Annotated in this window: 28 protein-coding genes; 18 read left to right on the plus strand and 10 right to left on the minus strand. The window is 29.6% G+C overall.

Going from position 1 to position 21675, the window contains the following annotated elements; translation table 11 throughout:
• Positions 1-10 precede the first annotated feature (10 nt).
• From apt to rpiB, 3 genes are read right to left on the minus strand one after another with little or no spacing between them, the layout of a single operon-like run.
• Positions 11-559 carry an adenine phosphoribosyltransferase gene (gene apt, locus FBF10_RS05805; protein ID WP_002859569.1) on the minus strand — a complete coding sequence of 183 codons (549 nt, stop codon included), beginning with the start codon at positions 557-559 and terminating at the stop codon, positions 11-13.
• Positions 556-888, minus strand: a complete 333-nt coding sequence (locus FBF10_RS05810; protein WP_002853247.1) for a membrane protein — start codon at positions 886-888, stop codon at positions 556-558. Before FBF10_RS05810 ends, apt begins: the two co-directional genes overlap by 4 nt.
• Positions 888-1325: a ribose 5-phosphate isomerase B gene (rpiB, locus tag FBF10_RS05815; protein ID WP_002853308.1), complete on the minus strand. Its 438-nt coding sequence runs from the start codon at positions 1323-1325 to the stop codon at positions 888-890. The genes FBF10_RS05810 and rpiB overlap by 1 nt, the downstream gene beginning before the upstream one ends.
• A 166-nt stretch (positions 1326-1491) precedes the next feature.
• Between rpiB and FBF10_RS05820 the strand changes: the two genes are divergently transcribed.
• The 9 genes from FBF10_RS05820 to kcuS all read left to right on the plus strand — a co-directional run bounded on the left by FBF10_RS05820 (position 1492) and on the right by kcuS (position 9432).
• The gene (locus FBF10_RS05820) at positions 1492-2046 is read left to right on the plus strand and encodes a chemotaxis protein CheB (protein WP_002853263.1); all 555 of its coding nucleotides are present in this window, start codon (positions 1492-1494) and stop codon (positions 2044-2046) included.
• A gap of 15 nt (positions 2047-2061) precedes the next feature.
• Positions 2062-2850, plus strand: a complete 789-nt coding sequence (locus FBF10_RS05825; protein ID WP_002853285.1) for a CheR family methyltransferase — start codon at positions 2062-2064, stop codon at positions 2848-2850.
• A gap of 135 nt (positions 2851-2985) precedes the next feature.
• The gene (locus FBF10_RS05830) at positions 2986-3714 is read left to right on the plus strand and encodes an amino acid ABC transporter ATP-binding protein (RefSeq protein ID WP_002853259.1); all 729 of its coding nucleotides are present in this window, start codon (positions 2986-2988) and stop codon (positions 3712-3714) included.
• A gap of 21 nt (positions 3715-3735) precedes the next feature.
• A complete protein-coding gene (gene peb1A / locus FBF10_RS05835; protein ID WP_002865903.1) occupies positions 3736-4515 on the plus strand; it encodes a bifunctional adhesin/ABC transporter aspartate/glutamate-binding protein PEB1a in 780 nt (259 codons plus the stop codon).
• Between the two features lies 1 nt (position 4516).
• Positions 4517-5269, plus strand: coding sequence for an amino acid ABC transporter permease (locus FBF10_RS05840; protein WP_002853332.1), 753 nt, complete (start codon positions 4517-4519; stop codon positions 5267-5269).
• Between the two features lie 10 nt (positions 5270-5279).
• Positions 5280-5939 carry an amino acid ABC transporter permease gene (locus tag FBF10_RS05845; RefSeq protein WP_002853290.1) on the plus strand — a complete coding sequence of 220 codons (660 nt, stop codon included), beginning with the start codon at positions 5280-5282 and terminating at the stop codon, positions 5937-5939.
• A 107-nt stretch (positions 5940-6046) separates the two neighbouring features.
• On the plus strand, positions 6047-6976 hold the full coding sequence (locus FBF10_RS05850; RefSeq protein ID WP_002853293.1) for a ribose-phosphate pyrophosphokinase: 930 nt from the start codon (positions 6047-6049) through the stop codon (positions 6974-6976).
• Positions 6977-7142: 166 nt separating this feature from the next.
• A complete protein-coding gene (locus tag FBF10_RS05855; protein WP_020246995.1) occupies positions 7143-9254 on the plus strand; it encodes a carbon starvation CstA family protein in 2112 nt (703 codons plus the stop codon).
• Positions 9235-9432, plus strand: coding sequence for a KCU-star family selenoprotein (gene kcuS, locus FBF10_RS05860; RefSeq protein WP_002867452.1), 198 nt, complete (start codon positions 9235-9237; stop codon positions 9430-9432). The genes FBF10_RS05855 and kcuS overlap by 20 nt, the downstream gene beginning before the upstream one ends.
• Positions 9433-9471: 39 nt before the next feature.
• Here kcuS and FBF10_RS05865 read toward each other — a convergent pair whose 3' ends face one another.
• The gene (locus tag FBF10_RS05865; protein WP_002935834.1) at positions 9472-9885 is read right to left on the minus strand and encodes an acyl-CoA thioesterase; all 414 of its coding nucleotides are present in this window, start codon (positions 9883-9885) and stop codon (positions 9472-9474) included.
• Positions 9886-9946: 61 nt separating this feature from the next.
• On the opposite strand from FBF10_RS05865, the gene ciaB reads away from it, so the two are divergent.
• The 3 genes from ciaB (at position 9947) to cysM (ending at position 13203) form a co-directional block, all read left to right on the plus strand.
• On the plus strand, positions 9947-11779 hold the full coding sequence (ciaB, locus tag FBF10_RS05870) for an invasion protein CiaB (RefSeq protein WP_004308428.1): 1833 nt from the start codon (positions 9947-9949) through the stop codon (positions 11777-11779).
• Between the two features lie 101 nt (positions 11780-11880).
• Positions 11881-12177, plus strand: a complete 297-nt coding sequence (locus tag FBF10_RS05875) for an HU family DNA-binding protein (protein ID WP_002859562.1) — start codon at positions 11881-11883, stop codon at positions 12175-12177.
• 126 nt (positions 12178-12303) lie between these two features.
• Positions 12304-13203, plus strand: a complete 900-nt coding sequence (cysM, locus tag FBF10_RS05880; protein ID WP_002858759.1) for a cysteine synthase B — start codon at positions 12304-12306, stop codon at positions 13201-13203.
• Positions 13204-13209: 6 nt separating this feature from the next.
• Here the strand turns inward: cysM and FBF10_RS05885 are convergent, their stop codons facing one another.
• The 4 genes from FBF10_RS05885 to FBF10_RS05900 all read right to left on the minus strand — a co-directional run bounded on the left by FBF10_RS05885 (position 13210) and on the right by FBF10_RS05900 (position 15198).
• Positions 13210-13770 (minus strand): SCO family protein, encoded by a 561-nt coding sequence (locus FBF10_RS05885; protein ID WP_004308426.1) that lies wholly within the window; start codon positions 13768-13770, stop codon positions 13210-13212.
• Positions 13767-14219 carry a hypothetical protein gene (locus FBF10_RS05890; protein ID WP_004308424.1) on the minus strand — a complete coding sequence of 151 codons (453 nt, stop codon included), beginning with the start codon at positions 14217-14219 and terminating at the stop codon, positions 13767-13769. Before FBF10_RS05890 ends, FBF10_RS05885 begins: the two co-directional genes overlap by 4 nt.
• 3 nt (positions 14220-14222) lie before the next feature.
• Entirely contained in the window at positions 14223-14642 is a 420-nt protein-coding gene (locus FBF10_RS05895) for a copper chaperone PCu(A)C (RefSeq protein WP_004308423.1), read from the minus strand.
• 85 nt (positions 14643-14727) lie between these two features.
• Positions 14728-15198, minus strand: a complete 471-nt coding sequence (locus FBF10_RS05900; protein ID WP_004308422.1) for a hypothetical protein — start codon at positions 15196-15198, stop codon at positions 14728-14730.
• Positions 15199-15353: 155 nt separating this feature from the next.
• On the opposite strand from FBF10_RS05900, the gene FBF10_RS05905 reads away from it, so the two are divergent.
• The 4 genes from FBF10_RS05905 (at position 15354) to FBF10_RS05920 (ending at position 19358) form a co-directional block, all read left to right on the plus strand.
• Complete coding sequence (locus FBF10_RS05905) at positions 15354-16331, plus strand: murein L,D-transpeptidase family protein (RefSeq protein ID WP_004308420.1); 978 nt, start codon at positions 15354-15356, stop codon at positions 16329-16331.
• Positions 16332-17318 (plus strand): alanine racemase, encoded by a 987-nt coding sequence (locus tag FBF10_RS05910; protein WP_002867456.1) that lies wholly within the window; start codon positions 16332-16334, stop codon positions 17316-17318.
• A gap of 2 nt (positions 17319-17320) precedes the next feature.
• Positions 17321-17788, plus strand: coding sequence for a tRNA (cytidine(34)-2'-O)-methyltransferase (locus FBF10_RS05915; protein WP_002859556.1), 468 nt, complete (start codon positions 17321-17323; stop codon positions 17786-17788).
• A 103-nt stretch (positions 17789-17891) separates the two neighbouring features.
• The gene (locus FBF10_RS05920) at positions 17892-19358 is read left to right on the plus strand and encodes a sodium:alanine symporter family protein (protein WP_004308418.1); all 1467 of its coding nucleotides are present in this window, start codon (positions 17892-17894) and stop codon (positions 19356-19358) included.
• 27 nt (positions 19359-19385) lie between these two features.
• Here FBF10_RS05920 and FBF10_RS05925 read toward each other — a convergent pair whose 3' ends face one another.
• Both FBF10_RS05925 and FBF10_RS05930 read right to left on the minus strand, forming a co-directional pair.
• Positions 19386-20114 carry an amino acid ABC transporter ATP-binding protein gene (locus FBF10_RS05925; protein ID WP_002859555.1) on the minus strand — a complete coding sequence of 243 codons (729 nt, stop codon included), beginning with the start codon at positions 20112-20114 and terminating at the stop codon, positions 19386-19388.
• Positions 20107-20850: an amino acid ABC transporter permease gene (locus tag FBF10_RS05930; RefSeq protein ID WP_002860538.1), complete on the minus strand. Its 744-nt coding sequence runs from the start codon at positions 20848-20850 to the stop codon at positions 20107-20109. The genes FBF10_RS05925 and FBF10_RS05930 overlap by 8 nt, the downstream gene beginning before the upstream one ends.
• 82 nt (positions 20851-20932) lie before the next feature.
• On the opposite strand from FBF10_RS05930, the gene FBF10_RS05935 reads away from it, so the two are divergent.
• Both FBF10_RS05935 and FBF10_RS05940 read left to right on the plus strand, forming a co-directional pair.
• Entirely contained in the window at positions 20933-21112 is a 180-nt protein-coding gene (locus tag FBF10_RS05935) for a hypothetical protein (protein WP_011812746.1), read from the plus strand.
• Entirely contained in the window at positions 21105-21674 is a 570-nt protein-coding gene (locus tag FBF10_RS05940; protein ID WP_002889024.1) for a DJ-1 family glyoxalase III, read from the plus strand. Before FBF10_RS05935 ends, FBF10_RS05940 begins: the two co-directional genes overlap by 8 nt.
• Position 21675: the final 1 nt, after the last annotated feature.

The following is a 21675-nucleotide window of genomic DNA, read 5'->3' on the forward strand; positions in this document are numbered from 1 at the left end:
TTCTATAGTTTTAAATTTCTAAAACACTATAAACTGAAGTAAGTTTTTCAAGTTTATTTGCTCCATTTAAATCTTTAAGATTCATTAAAAAACAAGCTTCAACACATTTAGCTCCAGCTTTTTGAATGAGTTCATATGAAGCTATAGCTGTTCCGCCAGTTGCTATTAAATCATCTACAAGTAAAACTCTTGCATTTTGAATATTTTTAAATGCATCTTTATGAAGTTCTACTTTATCGCTGCCATATTCAAGATCGTATTCGCAGCTAAAGGTTTCAAAAGGGAGTTTTCCAGGTTTTCTAATAGGCACAAAAGGAAGATTAAGTTTTGCACAAATCATAGATGCAAAGATAAATCCTCTGCTTTCTGTTCCTGCTATGAAGTCTAGATTGTAATCTTTGTAGCGTTCTTTTAAATGTCTAAGTAGAAAATTTAAAGCTTCTTTGTTATTTAATAGAGTGGTGATATCTCTAAAAATAATTCCTTTTTTTGGAAAATCAGGAATAATCCTAATGCTATCAAGCAGATATTTTTTTTCTTCTTGTGTTAGTTTTATCATAATAATGCCTCGATTTTTGCTTCTAATTCTTTAATTCTTTGTCTTAGTTTGTCATTTTCCAAGCGATATTGAGAATTTCTGGTTCTTAAAGATGTAAGGTCTGCTTTGATTTTATTAAGCTCTTCTGTGAGTATATCTATATTTCCAAGGCTTCTTTGAAGTTGAATTTGTAGTTTTCTAATGACAATCTCAGTATCATCAAGATTGTTTTTGATAAAATCTTTTGATGTTTTTTCTTTATTAAGTAGAGTTTTATAGTAAAACAACATTACAATAAGATAGATAGTTGCACAAATCAATATAGTTAAAACAAGCCAGTTTGTAAACATTATATTTTTACCTCAATTTTTTGAATTCTTTGCATATGTCTCCCTTCTTCAAAAGGAGTTTGAATGAATTTTTCTATAATATCTATAGCTAATTCAACCCCAATTAATCTTCCGCCTAATGCCAAAACATTGGCATCATTATGCCTTCTTGCAAGTTCTGCACTTAAGCTTTCGTGGCATAATGCACAACGAATGTTTTTATGACGATTTGCTGCAATAGAAATTCCAATTCCACTTCCACAAATAAGAATGCCAAAGCTCCGTTTGTTTATTTTTTCGGCAAGTAAATGCGCATAATCAGGATAATCGCAGCTTGCGCAAGTGTTTGTTCCTAAATCGTTAAAAATTATATTTTTTTCTTTTAAAAATACGCAAATTTTTTCTTTTAATTCAAAACCAGCATGATCACTAGCAATATAAATTTTTTCCCTAAGCATTGGTTTCCTAAATTACTATATAAAATAAGATAAAAACCTAATCTTATCATATTAAATCATAAAAACAGCTTTTCTTTGTTTTAAAAATAAGCTTTATTTTTCTTTATATATGTTAGAATCATGTGACAAGAAAAATAAAATTTCAATAAATTAAGAGGAGAAGAAAGTGAAGCTCATACTCATAGGATCTTCAACAGGTGGTCCTAATCAGCTTAAATTTCTTTTAAAGGATATTGATGTAAAAAATACTTGTGTAGTTATAGCTCAGCACATGAGTGCCAGTTTTATTCCATCTTTTGTGGGGCAATTTAATAAAGAAGCTTTTAGTGAAGTGTGCTTATTGAACGATAAAGAGATATTAAGCAATAAAATTTATATTTGCCCTAAAAATACTATTTTATCTGGAAATTTAAATATTGTAGCCGCTTGGCAAGATGTGGCTTCAAGCTTTAAACCGAGTGTGGATTTACTTTTTCATTCCGCTGTTTCTTTGGCAAAAACAAATAAAATACTTGCTATTATTTTAACGGGCATGGGAGATGATGGCGCAAAAGGTTTATTTGAGCTTTATAAAACAGGAGTTAGATGTTTATGTGAGAATGAAGCAGATAGCGTCGTTTATGGTATGCCAAAAAGAGCAAAAGATATGAATCCGCATTTAAAACCTATGAGCTTAAAAGAAATTAAAAAAGAAATTGTAAATTTTATTGATCAGGATTAATAAAAGGAAAATTGCATGGAAAAAAAAATAACTCCTAGCGAATTGGAACTTAATGAATTTATAAAAATTATCAACGAAATGAGTGGTATTGATTTAACCGATAAAAAAAATATACTAGCTTTAAAGTTGAATAAATTTCTTGAAGGAACTAATACTAAAAATTTTTCCGAATTTTTGGGAAAATTAAAAAGCAATAGACAACTTAAACAAGAAACTTTAGATTTTGTAACCATAGGTGAAACTTATTTTTTAAGAGAATTGGCTCAATTGAAAGAAATAATTTATTATGCCAAAAGCTTAGAAAAGAGAGTAAATATCCTAAGCGCCCCTTGTTCAAGTGGAGAAGAAGTATATTCTTTGGCATTATTGGCTGCACAGAATTTTATTAAAGATATGTATATTTTAGGCGTTGATATTAATTCAAGTGTGATTGAAAAAGCAAAACTTGGAAAATATCAAGGAAGAACTTTACAGCGATTGAGCGAGAGTGAAAAAAGAAGGTTTTTTTTAGAAAGCGAAGATAAATTTTATACTATTAATAAAAATGAGCTTTGTACTTGTAAATTTGAACTTTGCAATGTTTTTGAAGAAAAATTTTCAAGATTGGGAAAATTTGATATTATAGCTTCTAGAAATATGATTATTTATTTTGATCATGAATCAAAACTAAAACTTATGGAGAGATTTCATAGAATTTTAAATGATAAAGGAAGGCTTTATGTTGGCAATGCTGATTTAATTCCAGAGACTATTTATTTTAAAAAGATTTTCTCTCCAAGAGGTGTTTACTATGAAAAAGTATAAATTCTAAAAATTACTAAAAGTTACACTTTGGAAATTTATTAGTAAAAATAAGTTACATTTTGAAGTAGTTTTCTTTATTTAATGATAAAATAATTTCAATTAATTTTATATTTAGCTAAAAATAAAGGAAAAAACTTGATTGAATTAAAAAATGTAAACAAATACTACGGAACTCATCATGTTCTAAAGAATATTAATCTTTCTGTTAAAGAAGGTGAGAAGCTTGTTATTATAGGTCCAAGTGGAAGTGGAAAAAGTACAACTATCCGTTGCATGAATGGGCTTGAAGAAGTTAGTTCAGGAGAGGTCGTAGTTAACAATCTTGTTTTAAATCATAAAAATAAAATTGAAATTTGCCGAAAATATTGTGCAATGGTTTTTCAGCATTTTAATTTATATCCACATATGACGGTTTTGCAAAATTTGACCTTAGCTCCAATGAAACTTCAAAAAAAATCTAAAAAAGAAGCTGAAGAAACAGCTTTTAAGTATTTAAAAGTTGTAGGTTTGCTGGATAAAGCAAATGTTTATCCAGCAACCCTTTCAGGTGGACAACAACAACGCGTTGCTATAGCAAGATCACTTTGTACTAAAAAACCCTATATTTTATTTGATGAACCTACTTCAGCCCTTGATCCAGAAACCATACAAGAGGTTTTAGATGTAATGAAAGAAATTTCACATCAAAGCAATACTACCATGGTGGTTGTTACACACGAAATGGGTTTTGCAAAAGAAGTAGCAGATAGGATTATTTTTATGGAAGATGGTGCTATTGTGGAAGAAAATATTCCTAGCGAATTTTTCTCAAATCCAAAAACTGAAAGAGCGCGACTCTTTTTAGGGAAAATTCTTAAAAATTAACCAAAATTGAAAGGAGAAAAAATGGTTTTTAGAAAATCTTTGTTAAAGTTGGCAGTTTTTGCTCTAGGTGCTTGTGTTGCATTTAGTAATGCTAATGCAGCAGAAGGTAAACTTGAGTCTATTAAATCTAAAGGACAATTAATAGTTGGTGTTAAAAATGATGTTCCACATTATGCTTTACTTGATCAAGCAACAGGTGAAATTAAAGGTTTCGAAGTAGATGTTGCCAAATTGCTAGCTAAAAGTATATTAGGTGATGATAAAAAAATAAAACTAGTTGCAGTTAATGCTAAAACAAGAGGCCCTTTGCTTGATAATGGTAGTGTAGATGCAGTGATAGCAACTTTTACTATTACTCCAGAGAGAAAAAGAATTTATAATTTCTCAGAGCCTTATTATCAAGATGCTATAGGGCTTTTGGTTTTAAAAGAAAAAAATTATAAATCTCTAGCTGATATGAAAGGTGCAAATATTGGAGTGGCTCAAGCTGCAACTACAAAAAAAGCTATAGGTGAAGCTGCTAAAAAAATTGGCATTGATGTTAAATTTAGTGAATTTCCTGATTATCCAAGTATAAAAGCTGCTTTAGATGCTAAAAGAGTTGATGCGTTTTCTGTAGACAAATCAATATTGTTAGGTTATGTGGATGATAAAAGTGAAATTTTGCCAGATAGTTTTGAACCACAAAGTTATGGTATTGTAACCAAAAAAGATGATCCAGCTTTTGCAAAATATGTTGATGATTTTGTAAAAGAACATAAAAATGAAATTGATGCTTTAGCGAAAAAATGGGGTTTATAATATGAATGAAAGTGTAGGTTTTGTTGAACATTTAAGACAAATTCTTACTTCTTGGGGTTTATATGATGAAAATAGTATAAGCCCTTTTGCGGTATGGAAATTTTTAGATGCTTTGGATAATAAAGATGCTTTTATTAATGGTTTTATTTATACTTTAGAAGTAAGCATTCTTGCTTTGCTTATAGCTACAATTTTTGGAACTATAGGCGGAGTTATGGCTACAAGTAGATTTAAAATTATCAGAGCCTACACTAGAATTTACGTAGAGCTTTTTCAAAATGTTCCTTTGGTAATACAAATTTTCTTTTTGTTTTATGCCTTGCCTGTTTTAGGTATAAGGCTTGATATATTTACTATTGGTGTATTGGGTGTTGGGGCGTATCACGGAGCTTATGTAAGCGAGGTGGTTAGAAGTGGAATTTTGGCTGTGCCAAGAGGTCAGTTTGAAGCTTCTGCGTCTCAAGGGTTTACTTATATTCAACAAATGCGTTATATTATAGTACCTCAAACCATTAGAATTATTTTACCACCGATGACAAATCAAATGGTAAATTTAATTAAAAATACCTCTGTATTGCTTATTGTAGGTGGAGCTGAGTTAATGCATTCTGCTGATAGTTATGCAGCTGATTATGGAAATTATGCGCCAGCTTATATATTTGCAGCGGTTTTATATTTTATAATTTGCTATCCTTTGGCTTATTTTGCAAAAGCTTATGAAAATAAATTAAAAAAAGCACATTTAACGAGATAAAGGGTTGTTAATGGAAAATGTTTTTAATGCGCAAAATATTGAATTTTTAATGCAAGGTTTATTTCTGACATTAAAAATAGCCTTGGCAACTTGTATTATTTCGATTGTTTTTGGAACTTTTTTAGCTATAACTAAAAATTATGGGGATAGATTAAGTAAATTTTTAGCAGCTTGCTATATAGATATTTTTAGAAATACTCCTTTATTATTATGGATGCTTGCAGCTTGTTTTGTTCTACCTGTATTTTTTGGACAATTTCCTCAAGCTTTTTGGGGTACTATAGGATTTTCACTTTATACGAGTTCGGTTATGGCTGAAATTATTAGAGGTGGATTAAATTCTATACCAAAAGGTCAGTTTGAAGCAGCTTATTCTCAAGGTTTTGGTAAATTTTTTACTCTTTTTTATATTATTTTACCACAAACTTTTAGAAAAATAATACCTGCTTTATTATCTCAAATTGTAACCACTGTAAAGGATACAGCTTATTTAGCGGGTTTAGGTATAGCTGAACTTACTTATAATTCAAAAACTATATTGGCAAAACTAACAAGTTTTGAAGAAATTTTAGCGATGATAGGTGTTGTTGCGGGAATTTATTTTATAATATGTTTTTCACTTTCTATGTTGGTAAGATATTATGCCAAAAAGACAGCTTACATTTCTTAAAAAAGCTTATATTTTTATATAAGCTTTTTAAATTTACAGCAGTTTTTAACATTTTTTTTATTAAAATCTTTTGTATTAATTCATAATTTTATTGATTAAGGTTTTTTATGCGAGGTTATAAAATTTTTTCAGGCTCAGCTAATGTCGAATTTGCAAGACAAGTTTCTAAATATCTCTCCCTGCCTTTAAGTGATGCTGGAGTAAAGCGGTTTAGTGATGGAGAGATTAGCGTTCAAATTGATGAGAGTGTACGCGGAAAGGATGTTTTTATTATTCAAAGTACTTGCGCTCCTACAAACGATAATTTAATGGAACTTTTAATTCTTACAGATGCTTTGCGTCGCTCAAGTGCAAATTCAATTACGGCTATTATCCCATATTTTGGCTATGCGAGACAAGATAGAAAAGCAAATCCTAGAGTGCCAATTACTGCTAAACTTGTGGCTAATTTGATTCAAGCAGCTGGGATTGATCGCGTAGCTACGATAGATTTGCATGCAGGACAAATTCAGGGTTTTTTTGATATTCCAGTAGATAATCTTTATGGAAGTATAGTTTTTAATGATTACATTAAAGCCAAACATTTTAAAAATGCTATTATAGGAAGTCCAGATATAGGGGGTGTTGCAAGAGCTAGGAGTGTTGCAAAGCATTTAGGACTTGATATAGTTATAGTTGATAAGCGTCGTGAAAAAGCTAATGAAAGTGAAGTAATGAATATTATTGGAGATGTAAAAGATAAAGAAGTTATCTTAGTGGATGATATTATTGATACTGCTGGCACTATAGTTAAAGCCGCGGAAGCTTTAAAAGAAAAAGGTGCAAAATCTGTTATGGCTTGCTGTACTCATGCAGTTTTAAGTGGAAAAGCCTATGAGAGAATAGCAAGTGGAGTTTTAGATGAGCTTGTGGTAACAGATACTATACCTTTAAAAGAGCAATTACCAAATATTAAAGTATTAAGCGTTACACCTGTTTTTGCTGAAGTAATACGTCGTGTTTATCATAACGAAAGTGTAAATTCTCTCTTTATTTAGATTAAAAAAGCTTAAAGATTATTTTTAAGCTTTTCATTTTTATGCTACTTAAAGAAACAAAAAACATATATTTTTTTAAAAATGTGAAAAAACTAAACATCTTTCTATATAATTTAATCTATAAATCTGCTATTCTTTGAAAATATTTTATTTTCTTAGGAGAAATATGACTCAGTTAAGTACTAAAATTTTATGGTTGTTTGTTGCAACTTTAGGCGCTATTTGTTTTGGTTATTTAGCTTTACAAAATGGCGAAAGTGTATCAGCGATTTATTTGGTGGTTGCTGCTGTATGTATTTATATGATAGGATATAGATTTTATGGGCGTTTTGTAGCTTATAAGGTTTTAGAACTTGATAAAAATCGTGCAACACCAGCACTTGTAGAAAATGATGGGCGTGATTTTGTGCCTACAAATAAAGCTGTATTATTTGGACATCATTTTGCTGCTATTGCAGGAGCAGGTCCATTAGTAGGACCTATCTTGGCCGCTCAAATGGGATATTTGCCTTCTATGCTTTGGATTTTAGTAGGAGGAGTTTTAGCGGGTGCTGTGCATGATTTTGTTGTTCTTTTTATATCTACTCGTAGAAAAGGTAGAAGTCTTGGCGAGATGATTAAGGATGAGATGGGTAAATTTACAGGTGGAGTTGCTATGGTGGCGATTTTTGGCATTATGCTTATTATTATTGCCATTTTAGCTATGGTGGTTGTAAAAGCTTTAGCAGAATCTCCATGGGGTTTATTTACTATCGCAATGACTATTCCTATAGCAATATTTATGGGCATTTATATGCGTTTTATCCGTCCAGGTAGAGTAGGGGAGGCTTCTATAATAGGTTTTGTGCTTTTAATTTTGGCTATTCATTATGGTAGCGTTATAGCTGCTGATCCTTATTGGGCTAAAATATTTACTTTAGAAGCTCCAACTTTGGCAATTGTTATGATGGCTTATGGTTTTATTGCTTCTGTTTTACCTGTGTGGTTTTTACTTGCTCCAAGAGATTATCTTTCAACTTTTTTGAAAATCGGTGTTATTGTGGTAATGGCTGTAGCTATTGTTTTGGTTGCTCCTGATTTACAAATGCCAAAAGTAAATACTCAGTATTTTGATGGAACAGGTCCAGTATTTGCAGGTGGAGTGTTTCCATTTTTATTTATTACCATTGCTTGTGGTGCGATCAGTGGTTTTCATGCTTTGATTTCTAGTGGAACTACTCCTAAAATGCTTGAAAACGAAACTCATGCTTTGGCTGTTGGATATGGCTCTATGCTTGCTGAGAGTGCTGTGGCGATTATGGCTTTAATTTGTGCTTGTATTTTACATCCAGGTCTTTATTTTGCTATAAATTCAAGCTCTGCTTTGATAGGAACAGATGTTGTAAATGTAGCACAAACTATTTCAAGTTGGGGATTTAGTATTACTCCTGAAGAAATTACTACTTTAACCACAAATATAGGAGAGCATACTATACTTTCAAGAACAGGGGGAGCCCCGACTTTTGCTATAGGTGTAGCTTTGATCTTGCATGAACTTTTTGGCGGCGTGGATTTGATGGCTTTTTGGTATCATTTTGCTATATTGTTTGAAGCTTTATTTATTTTAACAGCGGTGGATGCTGGGACAAGGGCTTGTCGTTTTATGGTGCAAGATATATTGGGTAATGTTTATAAACCTTTAGGAGATATTCATAATTATCCAGCTGGACTTTTGGCTACGGCTTTAAGTGTTGCAGGTTGGGGATATTTTCTTTATCAAGGTGCCATTGATCCTAAGGGAGGAATTTATACGCTTTGGCCTCTTTTTGGCGTGAGCAATCAAATGCTTGCGGGTATGGCTTTGCTTCTTGCTACAACTATACTTGTAAAAATGGACAAGGCAAGATATACTTGGGTTACTTTAGTACCTGCGGTATTTGTCTTAGTGGCAACTCTGTATGGAGGAATTCAAAAAATTATGCCTTATGAAGAAGGCAATAAAATAGTAAATGCGGTAAGTCATGTAGCCGCCGTTAGCATACAAAGTCAAAAAATTAAAGATTTAGAATTTAAATTAAATAATACTAAAGATGAAAAAGAAATTTCTACAATTAAAAAAGAAATTTCAATAGCCGCTCAAAATAAAGTTGGAAATTTACTTAATGCAATTCTTTGTGTGTTCTTTATGATAGCTACCTTGCTTGTTATAATTTCTTGTATAGGAATTTGCTTAGGTAAAATTAAAATTCCTCTTAAAGAAACTAAGTATATTAAGATTGATGAATTTCAAAAAATTTAAGTATTATTATGAAAAAGCCGAAAGGTTTTTTCATCCCTTGGTGGGACTTTCTAGTTATGATAAGTATTTAGAACACATGAAACAAAAACATCCAGGAAAAATTCCAAAAACCAGAGGGGAATTTTTCAAAGAATGTCTAGATAAAAAATATAATAGTGGCGGTTTAAATAAATGCTGATAAGCTTAAAGGATAAAGTTTTATCATACAAAATAAGCTTTAAGTATTTAAAAAGCCATGAATTCTTTTAAGTTCTTCACTAATAGGCTTTTTCTTTCCATCTCTTGTAACACTTACATAAGTTACTAAAGCCGAAGTTACATTAATGCAAGAAGTACAACCTTGAGAATCCACTCTTTGAGCTGTGACTTCTACTTCAACGCTGATTGAAGTGTTGCCCACATTTACAACTTTAGAGTAACAAGAAATTATATCGCCTATAAAAACAGGTTCTTTAAAAACTACTTTATCCATAGAGATGGTTACAACGCGTTCAGGAGAAAGTTCTCTTGCTGCGATAGCTCCTGCTAAATCGATTTGTGAAAGTATCCATCCGCCAAAAATATTTCCTGCTGGATTTGTGTCACTTGGCATAGCTACAATTTTTAATTTTGGTTCTCCCATATCTCTCATTTTTACTCCTTATTTTAAAAAATGAATTATAATTAAAAAAGTTAAAAAGGAGAATAAAAGTATGAATAATTTTAAAGAAATAGCTAAATTGGTTAGAAAATACAAAGAAAGAAATAATGCGTTATATGAGTTTTTAGACAAAGAAGATGTGGGCGAGTATTTTAGATCTTTGATTTCTTTAAGTGAGTTAAAACAAGATAAAACAACTATGCTAGCCATACTTAGGCGTTTGGTTGATTTAAAGGAAGAAAATTTAGTTCAAGAGTGGAAAAAAAACAACTTTAAGGAAGATAAGATTATAGAGTTAAAACATAAGTTCTATGAAGAGGTTAGAAAGTTTTATGAAAAAGAACATCAAAATTTAATTAATGAAATAAAAGAGAAAAAGCTTTTAAATAATTTTTATCAGTCTTTAATACAAGGAGTGCATAATATAGGTTTAATTATGAATATTTTTGAAATTTCTTGGACTAAAGAAATTATAGAAAAAAATAATAAAATTTTATCTACTCAATTTCCAAATTTAGATGATGCAATGGAATTTTTACGTAAAAATCATTTATATCAAAAAACTCCAGAAGGAGAAATTTGTGAGCGAAGCTATGGTGTTTTAGTTAGAATAGGAAATTTATGGAAATTTGTTCCTTATGCGAGATTTTTCGAGAATGAAATTTTAAAATTAGAATTTGCTTTTGAAAATATGATTGATCAGCTTAAAATATTTGCTAGCAGCGAAGAGGAAAAAGCTTATATAGAATATTTTGAAAAATTAAAATTAGCGTTTTGTGAAAAAGATGAAGATAGGGTTATAAAAGCTTGGCAAGAAGCTGAATTTGCTTGGATGAAAGTAAAATTACCTTTACAAGTGGGACATCCTTTAGAATATTATGAAGATAATTATACTCATGCGGTGGCATTAGAATGGGATATAAGAATAGAAGATGAAAATGATTTTGATGTTTTGAAATTTGGTAGTGAAATTAAGGAAAGTTTTGAACATGTTTATAAAAATATAGGACTTGAAGATTGTGAATTAGAAAAAGAAGTTTTATCTAATATAGAAAAAACTCAACTTTATATTTGCACTCCGATGATATTTTATGGTGCCGAACTTAAAGGTTTATTCTCAGCTCAAGTCGTTCCAAATGATGAGTTTGTAAGTTCTAAGGCGGGCAAAAAAATATTTGCCTTTATAAATTTTGTATATGAAAATGCTAAAACAAAGCCTTTTATGAAAATTTCTAGCGAGGTTTTTGATAAAGAATTTTTGGATTTTGGAAGAAATATTTTATTTTATCAGGAAAAAATTTGGAAAAGGGTTTATGAAGTATCAACTATAGGCCATGAATTTGGTCATATATTTTTTATTGCTAATGATACCGAAAAAACAATGAATCAGAGTGGTTTTTTTAAAAATATAGAAGAATATAAAGCTACTACAGGTGGACTTATAAATTTCTTTTATCATGAACAAGATGACTTGATAATGCCTGTTTTTCATGAACTTATAAAAAGAGCTATTGGACTTATTTCTTGGCAAAGGGTTGATGAAGTTAGACCTTATTATACAGAAGGACTTATTCATCTTAGTTTGCTTTTTGAAAGTGAAGTATTGATTTTTGAAAATAATAATTTGAAGATAAATTTTGATTTAGGGCATTATGAAAAATTTAAAGAACTAACTTTAAAAAATTATCATGAATTAGCAAAACACTATGCTTTAAGACTTGATGCAAAAGAGTTTTTAAGTAGATTTTGTGAAATTGAAGATAATATTTTTCTTCCTATTATGCCTAAGTGTAAAGAATTTGTTAAATTTTATTATGATTTATACGAGAAAATTGGTAATGAAATTGATAATAGTGGAGAATTTGAAAGATATAAGAAAAAATAATAAAGTTTTTTGAAAAAAACTTAAAAAAAGCTGTTTTTTACTTGATATTGTTTTTTAAATATGCTAAAATTAGGCGTTTCAATTAAAACAAAGGAGCTTTTATGACTAAAGCAGATTTTATTTCATTAGTTGCTCAAACAGCTGGGCTAACAAAAAAAGACGCTACTACTGCTACTGATGCAGTTATTTCTACTATTACTGATGTTTTAGCTAAAGGTGATAGCATCAGTTTTATTGGTTTTGGTACTTTTTCAACTCAAGAAAGAGCTGCTAGAGAAGCTAGAGTACCAAGCACAGGAAAAACAATCAAAGTTCCTGCTACAAGAGTTGCAAAATTTAAGGTAGGTAAAAACCTTAAAGAAGCTGTTGCAAAAGCAAGCGGCAAAAAGAAAAAATAAGACTTCGGCTAGATAAATTCTAGCCTTCTTTCTTAATTAATTCAGATATTTTGTATCTTTTATTTACTTTATTTTTTTAAACTTTTATAAAACTATCATTATTAAACAAAAAAGGATATTAAAATTATGAAAGTACATGAAAAAGTAAGTGAGCTTATAGGAAATACTCCTATTATACATTTGAAAAAATTTGGTATCAATGTTTTTGCTAAATGTGAATTTTTAAATCCTAGTCATTCTATAAAAGATAGAGCAGCTTTTGAAATGATTAAAGATGCTTTAGATAGTAAAAAAATTAATCAAGATACTACAATAGTTGAAGCAACTAGTGGAAATACTGGAATTTCTTTGGCTATGATTTGTGCAGATTTGGGACTTAAATTTATTGCTGTAATGCCCGAATCTATGAGTTTAGAAAGAAGAAAAATGATAACACTCTTTGGCGCTAGGTTAGAATTAACTCCTGCAAATTTAGGAATGAAAGGAGCGGTTGATAAAGCAAATGAAATATTATTAAATACTCCAAATTCTTTTATGGTTTCTCAATTTGAAAATATTTCAAATAAAAATGCGCATCGTAAGAATACGGCTTTAGAAATTTTAAGAGATTTGGATAATGAACTTGATATTTTTGTAGCTGGTTTTGGAACTGGCGGTACTATTAGTGGAGTTGGGGAAATACTAAAAGAAAAATTAGAAAAAGTGCATATTGTTGGAGTCGAGCCTCTAAATTCTCCATTGCTTAGCAAAGGTGAAGCGGGAAGCCATAAAATACAAGGAATAGGGGCGAATTTTATACCTGCTATTTTAAATAAAGAAGTTATAGATGAAGTGATCACAGTAAGTAATGAAGATGCTATAAATACAGCCAAAGAACTTGCCAAAAGTGGTTTAATGGTAGGTATATCAAGTGGAGCAAATGTATTTGCCGCAAGTATGCTAGCAAAGAAATTTCCAGATAAAAGAATTTTAACTATGCTAAACGATACGGCTGAAAGATACCTCTCAACTGATCTTTTTGCTTAAGTATAATTATTGAGAATTTAGAAAAATTCTAAGTTCTCTTAAAATTTCTTGTGGATTTAAATCGCTAATTTCTTTATAAAAATGACCTTTTTCATCAATAAGATAAAGCATATTGCTATGTGCTATAGAATAACCCATAAAAGAATCATTTAGATCTATTTTTTGATATTGAACATTATATTGTTTTGTTATTTTTTGAAGAGTTTTTTCATCTTTTGCAATTAAGGCATCTGCTTTTGGGTAAAAGTATCGTAACCATTCGTTTGTATTGCTTAAGTTATTATCTCTATTTGGATCTAAAGAAATAAAAAGAAGGTGAGCCTTAGGATTATTGATTTGCTTTAAGGCTTTGCCTACTAAACTAAGAGTTGCCGGACAAACATCAGGGCAATAAGTATATCCAAAATAGATAATAAGCTTATCTCCTTTAAAATCTTTTAGGGTGGTTTCCTCTTTTAAGTCTGATTTTAAGATAAAATCATAAGAATTTTGATGATTTTTAATAAAAAATATTACACCTAAAATAATGGCAACTATAACTGTAAACAAAATAATATTTTTTTTCATTTTTTTAGCTCAAAATCAAAATAAAACCCTATGGGTTTATTATTATCCATAAATTCTACCCTGAAACGCATAGTATCTAAAACGCAAGCAGCAAGAACTATTTTACTTTCATAGTCTGTTGAATTTAATCGATGTATTTTAGGTTTAATTTCGCCCATATACATATTTAATCCATAAATTTTAATTCCTAAGTTGTTATAATTTCCTAGATTTACAATCTTTAGATTTGTAACATCTAAAGATTGTAAGGGTTTGGGATTTAGGGAAATTAAGACTTTTTTATTGTTAAAACTATATGTGCAGTCTTTAACATTAAGATCGCAAGTCAATAGGGTAGAAAAATCAGTTTTTGTTATTTTTTGAGAATCTTTTATTACATAAAAATCAAAAATAATATATAAAATAGCAATAACAAAAGCAAAAGCTAGGATAAAAATAATTTTTCTCATTAATTAAAATTCTTTAGAATCAATATTTTTTAACTCTATGGTTTTGTGATTATTAAATTTTAAATCTAAATTTACCTTCGTGTCTTTGATAATAGGTTTTTTTAGTTTTAAAAGCATTATATGGTAACCTCCAGATTTAAGCTCTGTGCTTGAATGAGCTTTTATAATAATTTCAGGAATTTTTTGCATCATCATTTTTCCATCTTTATGTATATGTGTATGCAGTTCACTGACTTCACTGATATCGCTTTTGGCACTTATTAGAGCAATATCCTTATCAGTATTATTAAAAATAGTAAGAAAAATAGCACTATTTTGCGCATGAGGTGGAGTTTGTTTTACAAAGGTATTTTTTACCTCTATATCATTAACAGCCCAAAGATTTACAGCAAAAAGAGCACCTAAGAGAAGAATTTTTTTCATATTGTATCCTTATTTTTATAATATTAAATATTTGTTCATTATATCAAAAAATATTTTTATTTGAATATAAAATTTTGAAAATTTTTCAATGTGTGTTACCTGTTTGAAATTTTTTTTGCATAGTAACATCAAAATCAAAGAAAAAACCAGTTGGAGCATTATTGTTTAAAAATTCAACCCTAAATCTAGAATCATCGGTAATGCTTCTACCTATAAAATTTATAAGAATATCACCATTAACTATATTAAATTTAGGAATGATATCGCCTATATAGGAATTTAAACTATAAATTTTAATCTTTAAATTAGAATAATGAGGAAAATTCTTAATTTTTATAGTAGTTTTATTGAAAATTTTTATAGGTTTTGGGTAGGCTGAAACTTCAATATTTTTTTTATTAAAAGAAAAAACACAATCTTGTAAATTTAAGTCACAAGTTAGAGGTTGGCATGTATTTAAGCTAAATATACTTTCTTTCTTTTTATCATATAATGTATAAAAAGCTAAAAACAAAATGCCTAAAAAAGACATTCCTATAAAAAAATTTCTTATCATTATAGACAACCTTTTAAAACAAGCCTTTATGATTTGTAAAAATTATATCATAAATAAGGCTGCATTGTTAATATAATTAATATTTTTTAAGAAAAAAAATATTATAATCACAAACATTTTTGACTTAAAAAATTTGAAATACCTAAGGAAAAACATTGTTAAAACGACTTGCTTTATTAATTGCACTTTCTTCATTGGTGTTGCATGCCTCAGATCTTGTTAAAATTTATCTTAATCAAGGATTAGATGCTGTTGGTGTAGCGATTGAAAAAGAATTAACTCAAAAGGATTTTTGGTTAAGTGAAATAGGAGATAAAAATATTTCACTTGGATACTATGATGATAATGTTGCTATCGTGCTTACAAATAAAACAGATAAAATTCTCCGTGTTTATTCTTACGAGGACGGAAAAATAAGAAAAGATTTTGAACAAAAAGAAATAATAACTGGATTAATGGGTGATAAAAAAATAGAAGGAGATTTGAAAACGCCAGTAGGTTTTTATGAGTTAGGCCGTAAGTTTAATCCAGGTGATCCTTATTATGGTCCCTTTGCTTTTGCCACAACTTATCCAAATTTACTTGATAAAGTACAAGGAAAAACAGGTGGTGGTATTTGGATCCATGGCTATCCTTTAGATGGTTCTAGACTTGATGAATTTAAAACAAGAGGGTGTATTGCTTTATTTAATAATAATTTGGAGAAATTTGCAAAAGTTGTGCAAGATAAAAAAGTTTTTGTTATGACAGAAGAAAAAGAAAAAATTAGAGCTAAAAAGGATCAAATCGCTAGTTTATTGGCTGATCTTTTTACATGGAAACTAGCTTGGACAAATAGTGACACTAATGCCTATTTAAGTTTTTATGATGAGCAAGAATTTAAACGTTTTGATAAAATGAAATTTGAACAGTTTGCTTCCATGAAAAAATCTATTTTTTCTCGTAAAGAAGATAAAAAGATTAAATTTTCAGATATTAATATCAGCCCTTATCCGAATTTAGAAAATGAAACTATGTATAGAATTTCATTTTATGAGGATTATTACACTAAAAACTATCAGTTTAGAGGCGATAAAATTTTATACGTTAAGATAGATAGTAAAGGTAAAATGAAAATTTTAGCAGAGCAATAAATGTCTTTAATAAAAATTGATCAAAAAGCTTATGAATACAATTTAAGACATATTGCTAAAAAAATAGGGAGTTTTCAAAGATTAATTTGCGTTTTTAAAGATAATGCATATGGACATGGAGCTAAGCTTTTAGCTCCATTAGCCAAAAATTTAGGAGTTTCTTTTGTTGCTGTTAAGAGTGAAGAAGAAGCTCAAGAAATCGAAGAATTTTTTGAGAATATATTAATACTATCACATCGTCCTCATGGTAATGAAAATTCTCGATTTATTTATGCTTTAAATGATATTTCCCAAGCAAAAAAATACAAGCAAGATATAAAAATACATCTAAAAATAGATACAGGCATGCATCGCAATGGAATTTGTGTAGAAAATTTAGAGCATGCTATAGATCTTATTCAAAGTAGTGATTTAAAACTTACTGGAATGTTTACACATTTTGCTAGTGCAGATGAAATGGATGGAAGTTTTTTTGTTCAAAAAGAAAATTTTCAAAAAGCTAAAAAGATAGTAAAAAAATATTTTTCAAATTTATTATTTCATTCGCATAATTCTGCAGCATTATTTAGAGGGAAAATTCCCGAAGATGAATATTGTAGAGTTGGGCTTGTTCAATTTGGATATGGGGATTCAAATTTAAAAAGAGTTTTAAGCTTGTATGCTCATAGATTAAGTCAAAGGATTTTACAAAAAGGACAGAGTATAGGATATGGAGGCATTTTTACTGCTGCAAAGGATATGGAAGTAGCGACTTATGATTTGGGTTATGCTGATGGTCTTTTCCGATACAATGGAAAAGGGGAGTTAGTGCTTGGAAATGGAAAAGTAATGCTTGGAAAGATGTCAATGGATAGTTTTTCTTGTGAAAATTCTGGTGAGGAAATTTGCGTGTTTAAAGATGCTGATATTTGGGCTGATTTTTTTCATACTATTAACTATGAAATTTTAGTAAAATTAAATCCTAATATTCAAAGAGTTCTAGTATAAATATGTTTAATATAGTTTTAGTTCACCCTAGAATACCACAAAATACAGGTAGTATAGGTAGAATGTGTTTTAATGCCGGTTTTAAACTTCATATCGTTAAACCAACTGTTTTTGATATTTCACAAAAGGCTGTTAGAAGGGCAGGACTTGATTACTGGGATAAATTAGAGCCTATTATTTGGGAGAATCTTGAAGAATTTTTGAATGAAAATATGATTTATAAAAATCGCTTTTTTTTCGCAACAACTAAGAGTCAAAAAGCTTATTTTGATGCAGAATTTCAAAAAAATGATTTCTTATTCTTTGGAAGTGAGAGTTATGGTTTGCCTATGGAATTAATGCAATTAAATTGGGAAAATGCTATAACTATACCTATGAAATCTTATGGAAGAAGTTTAAATTTAGCCACAAGCGTTGGTATAATCTCTTATGAAGCTTTAAGACAAAATTTTAGAAATTTTGCTTCTTAAAAGTTTCAAATTTACACAATAGCTTAAAACAAATAAAATCATAAAGTCCTTTTTATAAAAATTATGTTAAAGTAAAATTTAGATTATTTTTTGAGGAGTTTGGATGAAATTAGATATTATGCTAGATTTTGCCAATAAAGCGTCTGATATTATAGCTAATAAGATTGTCCCAAATACAGACATTATTATGGTAGTTTTACTTATTATTTGTGGGCTTTATTATAGTTTTTTAACTCGCTTTGTTCAGTTTCGTATGTTGAGTTCTGTATTTAAAATTCTTACAGAAAAAAACGAAGGACACGCTAAAGAACATATTTCACCTTTTCAAGCATTAATGATCTCAACTGCTTCTAGAGTTGGTATAGGAAATATTGCTGGAATTTCTTTGGCATTGGCTACAGGTGGAGCTGGTGCTTTATTTTGGATGTGGGTTATGGCATTTTTTGGTGGTGCCTCAGCATTTGCTGAAAGTACCTTAGCTCAAGTTTACAAATCAAAAGATGATACAGGCGGGTTTAAAGGTGGTCCAGCTTATTATATAAAAAAAGCCTTAGGCTCACATTTTTTTGGAGCTTTTTTTGCTTTTATTCTTATTATTACTTATGCTTATGGATTTAATGGACTTCAAAGTCAAACAATGACTTCGTCTTTTAAAGTTTATTATGATATGTTTAATCCAAATGCTGCTGTAGATTTTGCATCAAGTTCTTGGCCAATGATTATTGGTATTGTTTTAACTATTTTTGGTGCATGGATGTTTTTTTCTCACCATACTAAAATAGGTAAAATTAGTTCTTTAATTGTTCCTTTTATGGCTTTAGCTTATGTTTTACTTGCCGTGATTGCTGTTTTAATGAATTTTGATAAAATTCCTTCTGTGATTCATATGATTTTACAAAGTGCTTTTGATTTTAAAGCGATTTTTGGTGGTTTTGCTGGTTCTGCTTTGGTTATAGGGATTAAAAGAGGACTTTTTTCAAATGAAGCGGGTATGGGCTCGGCACCTAATGCAGCTGCAGCAGCTTTGACAAGTCATCCAGCTAAACAAGGTGTTATACAAGCCTTTTCAGTTTTAATTGATGTTGTTGTTTGTACAAGTTCTGGATTTTTAGTTCTTTTTTCTATGGCATATTTAGGACTTGGAGAAAGTAAAATTGATGGTGGAATGCCTTTAGTTCAAGAAGCTATGCGTGAGTATTACGGTAGCTTTGGAATCCATTTTATTACTATAGCTATTGTTCTTTTTGCAATAACTTCTTTAATAGGAAATTATTATTATGCTCAAGCTAATGTTAAATATTTAACAAATTCCAAATTTGTAATGAATTTGTTTAGAATTACAGCTGTGGCTATGATTTTTATAGGCTCGCAAATGAATTTAAAACTTGCTTGGAATTTGGCTGATTTGACTATGGCTTTCATGGCAACGACAAATATTATATCTTTATTGCTTTTAGGTGGTATAGTAAATAAAGTTTTAAAAGATTTTAATATGCAACAAAAATCTGGTATAGATCCTAAATTTAATGCTAGCAAACTTGGAATTAAAAACGCTGAATGTTGGGATTAAAATTCATAAGCCTTAGTGGCTTATGAATTAATGATTTAAAACCTTGTTTAAAAATTCTCTCAATCTTTCATTGCTAGGATTTTCAAATACTTCTTTAGGGCTTCCATCAACAGCAATTTTTCCTTTATCCATAAAAAATATACGATTGGCAACATTTCTAGCAAAGCCCATTTCATGAGTTACTACAAGCATAGTTAAACCTTCTTTTGCAACATCTTTCATAATGCTTAGAACCTCGCCTATCATTTCAGGATCTAGAGCTGAAGTAGGTTCATCAAATAAAATAACATCAGGATTCATCATCAAGCTTCTAGCAATAGCTATGCGTTGTTTTTGTCCGCCAGAGAGCTTATGGGGCATTATATTTTCTTTGTCTGCTAAACCCACCTTAGCAAGAAGTAATTTTGCTTTTTTTATGGCTTCTTCTTGACTTAAAATTCCTGTTTTAATGGGCGTTAAACATAAATTTTCCATAACATTTTTATTAGCAAAAAGATTAAAATGCTGAAATACCATGCTAACTTTTTGCCTGATCTTGTTAATATCAATTTCTTTATCAAGTATGTTTTGCTTATTGATTAAAATTTCCCCACTATCAGCTAGTTCTAAGCGATTGATGCAGCGTAAAAATGTACTTTTTCCGCCTCCACTTGGACCTATGATAGCTATTACATCGCCTTTTGAGATTGTAGTGTTAATATTTTTTAAAACTTCTAATTCTCCATATTTTTTTTGTAAATTTTTAACTTCAATCATTTTTATTCATCCTAAGTTCAAGTTTTTTTGCAAAATAGCTAAAAATTTTTACACTTACATAATAAACAAGTCCAGTGAAAATAATAGGTTTTGGATTGTAAAGTACGGCTTGCAAGCTTTGACTTTGCATGGTAATATCAATAACACTAATAAATCCTACAACAGAAGTTTCCTTAAATAAAGAAATAAATTCATTAGCTAATGCAGGTAGAATGTTTTTAGTAGCCTGTGGAAGAATAATTTCTTTCATTGAAGTTTTGTAATCAAGCCCCATTGCTCTTGCAGCTTCCATTTGTCCCTTATCTACACTATTAATGCCACTTCTTACAATTTCTGCTATATAAGCCGAGCTATTAAGTCCTAGTGCAAGAATGGCTGCATAAAGGTTATCTATAAAAGTAAAAATTACAAAAGCAAAAATCATCAATTGTAAAATTACTGGTGTTCCTCGTATAATGTCTATATATTCATCTATAATAAAATTAAGCGTTTTAAATTTAGAGAAGTGTAAAATAGCTAAACTAAAACCAATAATCACTCCGATAATAACAGCGCAAGCAGTTAATAAAAGTGTAATAAGATAACTTTTTAAATAAGCTTTTGCATTTTCTGTATAGCCATAGCTTACAACTCCACTAGGATCTTGAATTTTTAATATTTCTATTGGGAAAGAAAAATAGCCCCATAAAATAATAATAACAAAAAAAACAAAAATTTTTATATTTTTCTGATTCAATTTGTAAACCTTTTCAGAGAAATTATTTAAAAAAAGATTTTATAGAAATATCTTTGAATTTTCTCTAAAGATTTAAAAAAATGTGTTAGAATTTCCCAAAAATAAGGTTGTATTTATGGAAATTTTAGATTTCATTCTAATAGTTATTTTTGTGTTTTTAATGATTGTTTTGGTCATAGGTTTTAATCGTCAAATGATGCAAAAAAACAAAGAAAGAGAAGAAAGATTTAAAAAATATAAAAAAGGAGAACAAAATGAGTAAAAAAGTATTAATTCCATTGGCTCAAGGTTTTGAGGAAGCTGAATTTATAGGAATTGCGGATGTTTTAAAACGAGCAAAAGAATTAAATCCAGATTTGGAAGTTGTTATAGCTTCGTTAAACAGTGAGTTATTAGTAAAAGGTGCTAATGGCATTAGTATAAAAGCAGATTGTTCTATAGAGGATGTTGATATAGAAAATTTAGATGCCATTGCTTTGGCGGGCGGCTTTGAAGGTATGATGAATCTTAAGAATTCAAATGTTATTTTAAATATCATTAAACAACTTCATAGCAAAAATAAAATTGTTGCCGCAATCTGTGCTTCTCCTATAGTCTTAAATGAAGCAGGTGTTTTAGAGGGCGAGTTTGCTTGCTATCCTAGTTGTGAAGTTGGACTTAATGGAAATCGTGTTAACAAGGCTGTAGTTGTAAATAAAAATGTTATAACTTCAGCAGGTCCAGCTACGGCAATTCTTTTTGGTTTAGAGCTAGCTAAAAAGTTATGCGGTGATGAAATTTATCAAAAATTATATGAGGGAATGTTGCTACCTTTGACAAAATAGT

The organism is Campylobacter sp. CFSAN093249 (genome assembly GCF_011067895.1).
In the GTDB taxonomy this organism is placed as follows: Bacteria; Campylobacterota; Campylobacteria; order Campylobacterales; family Campylobacteraceae; genus Campylobacter_D; species Campylobacter_D jejuni.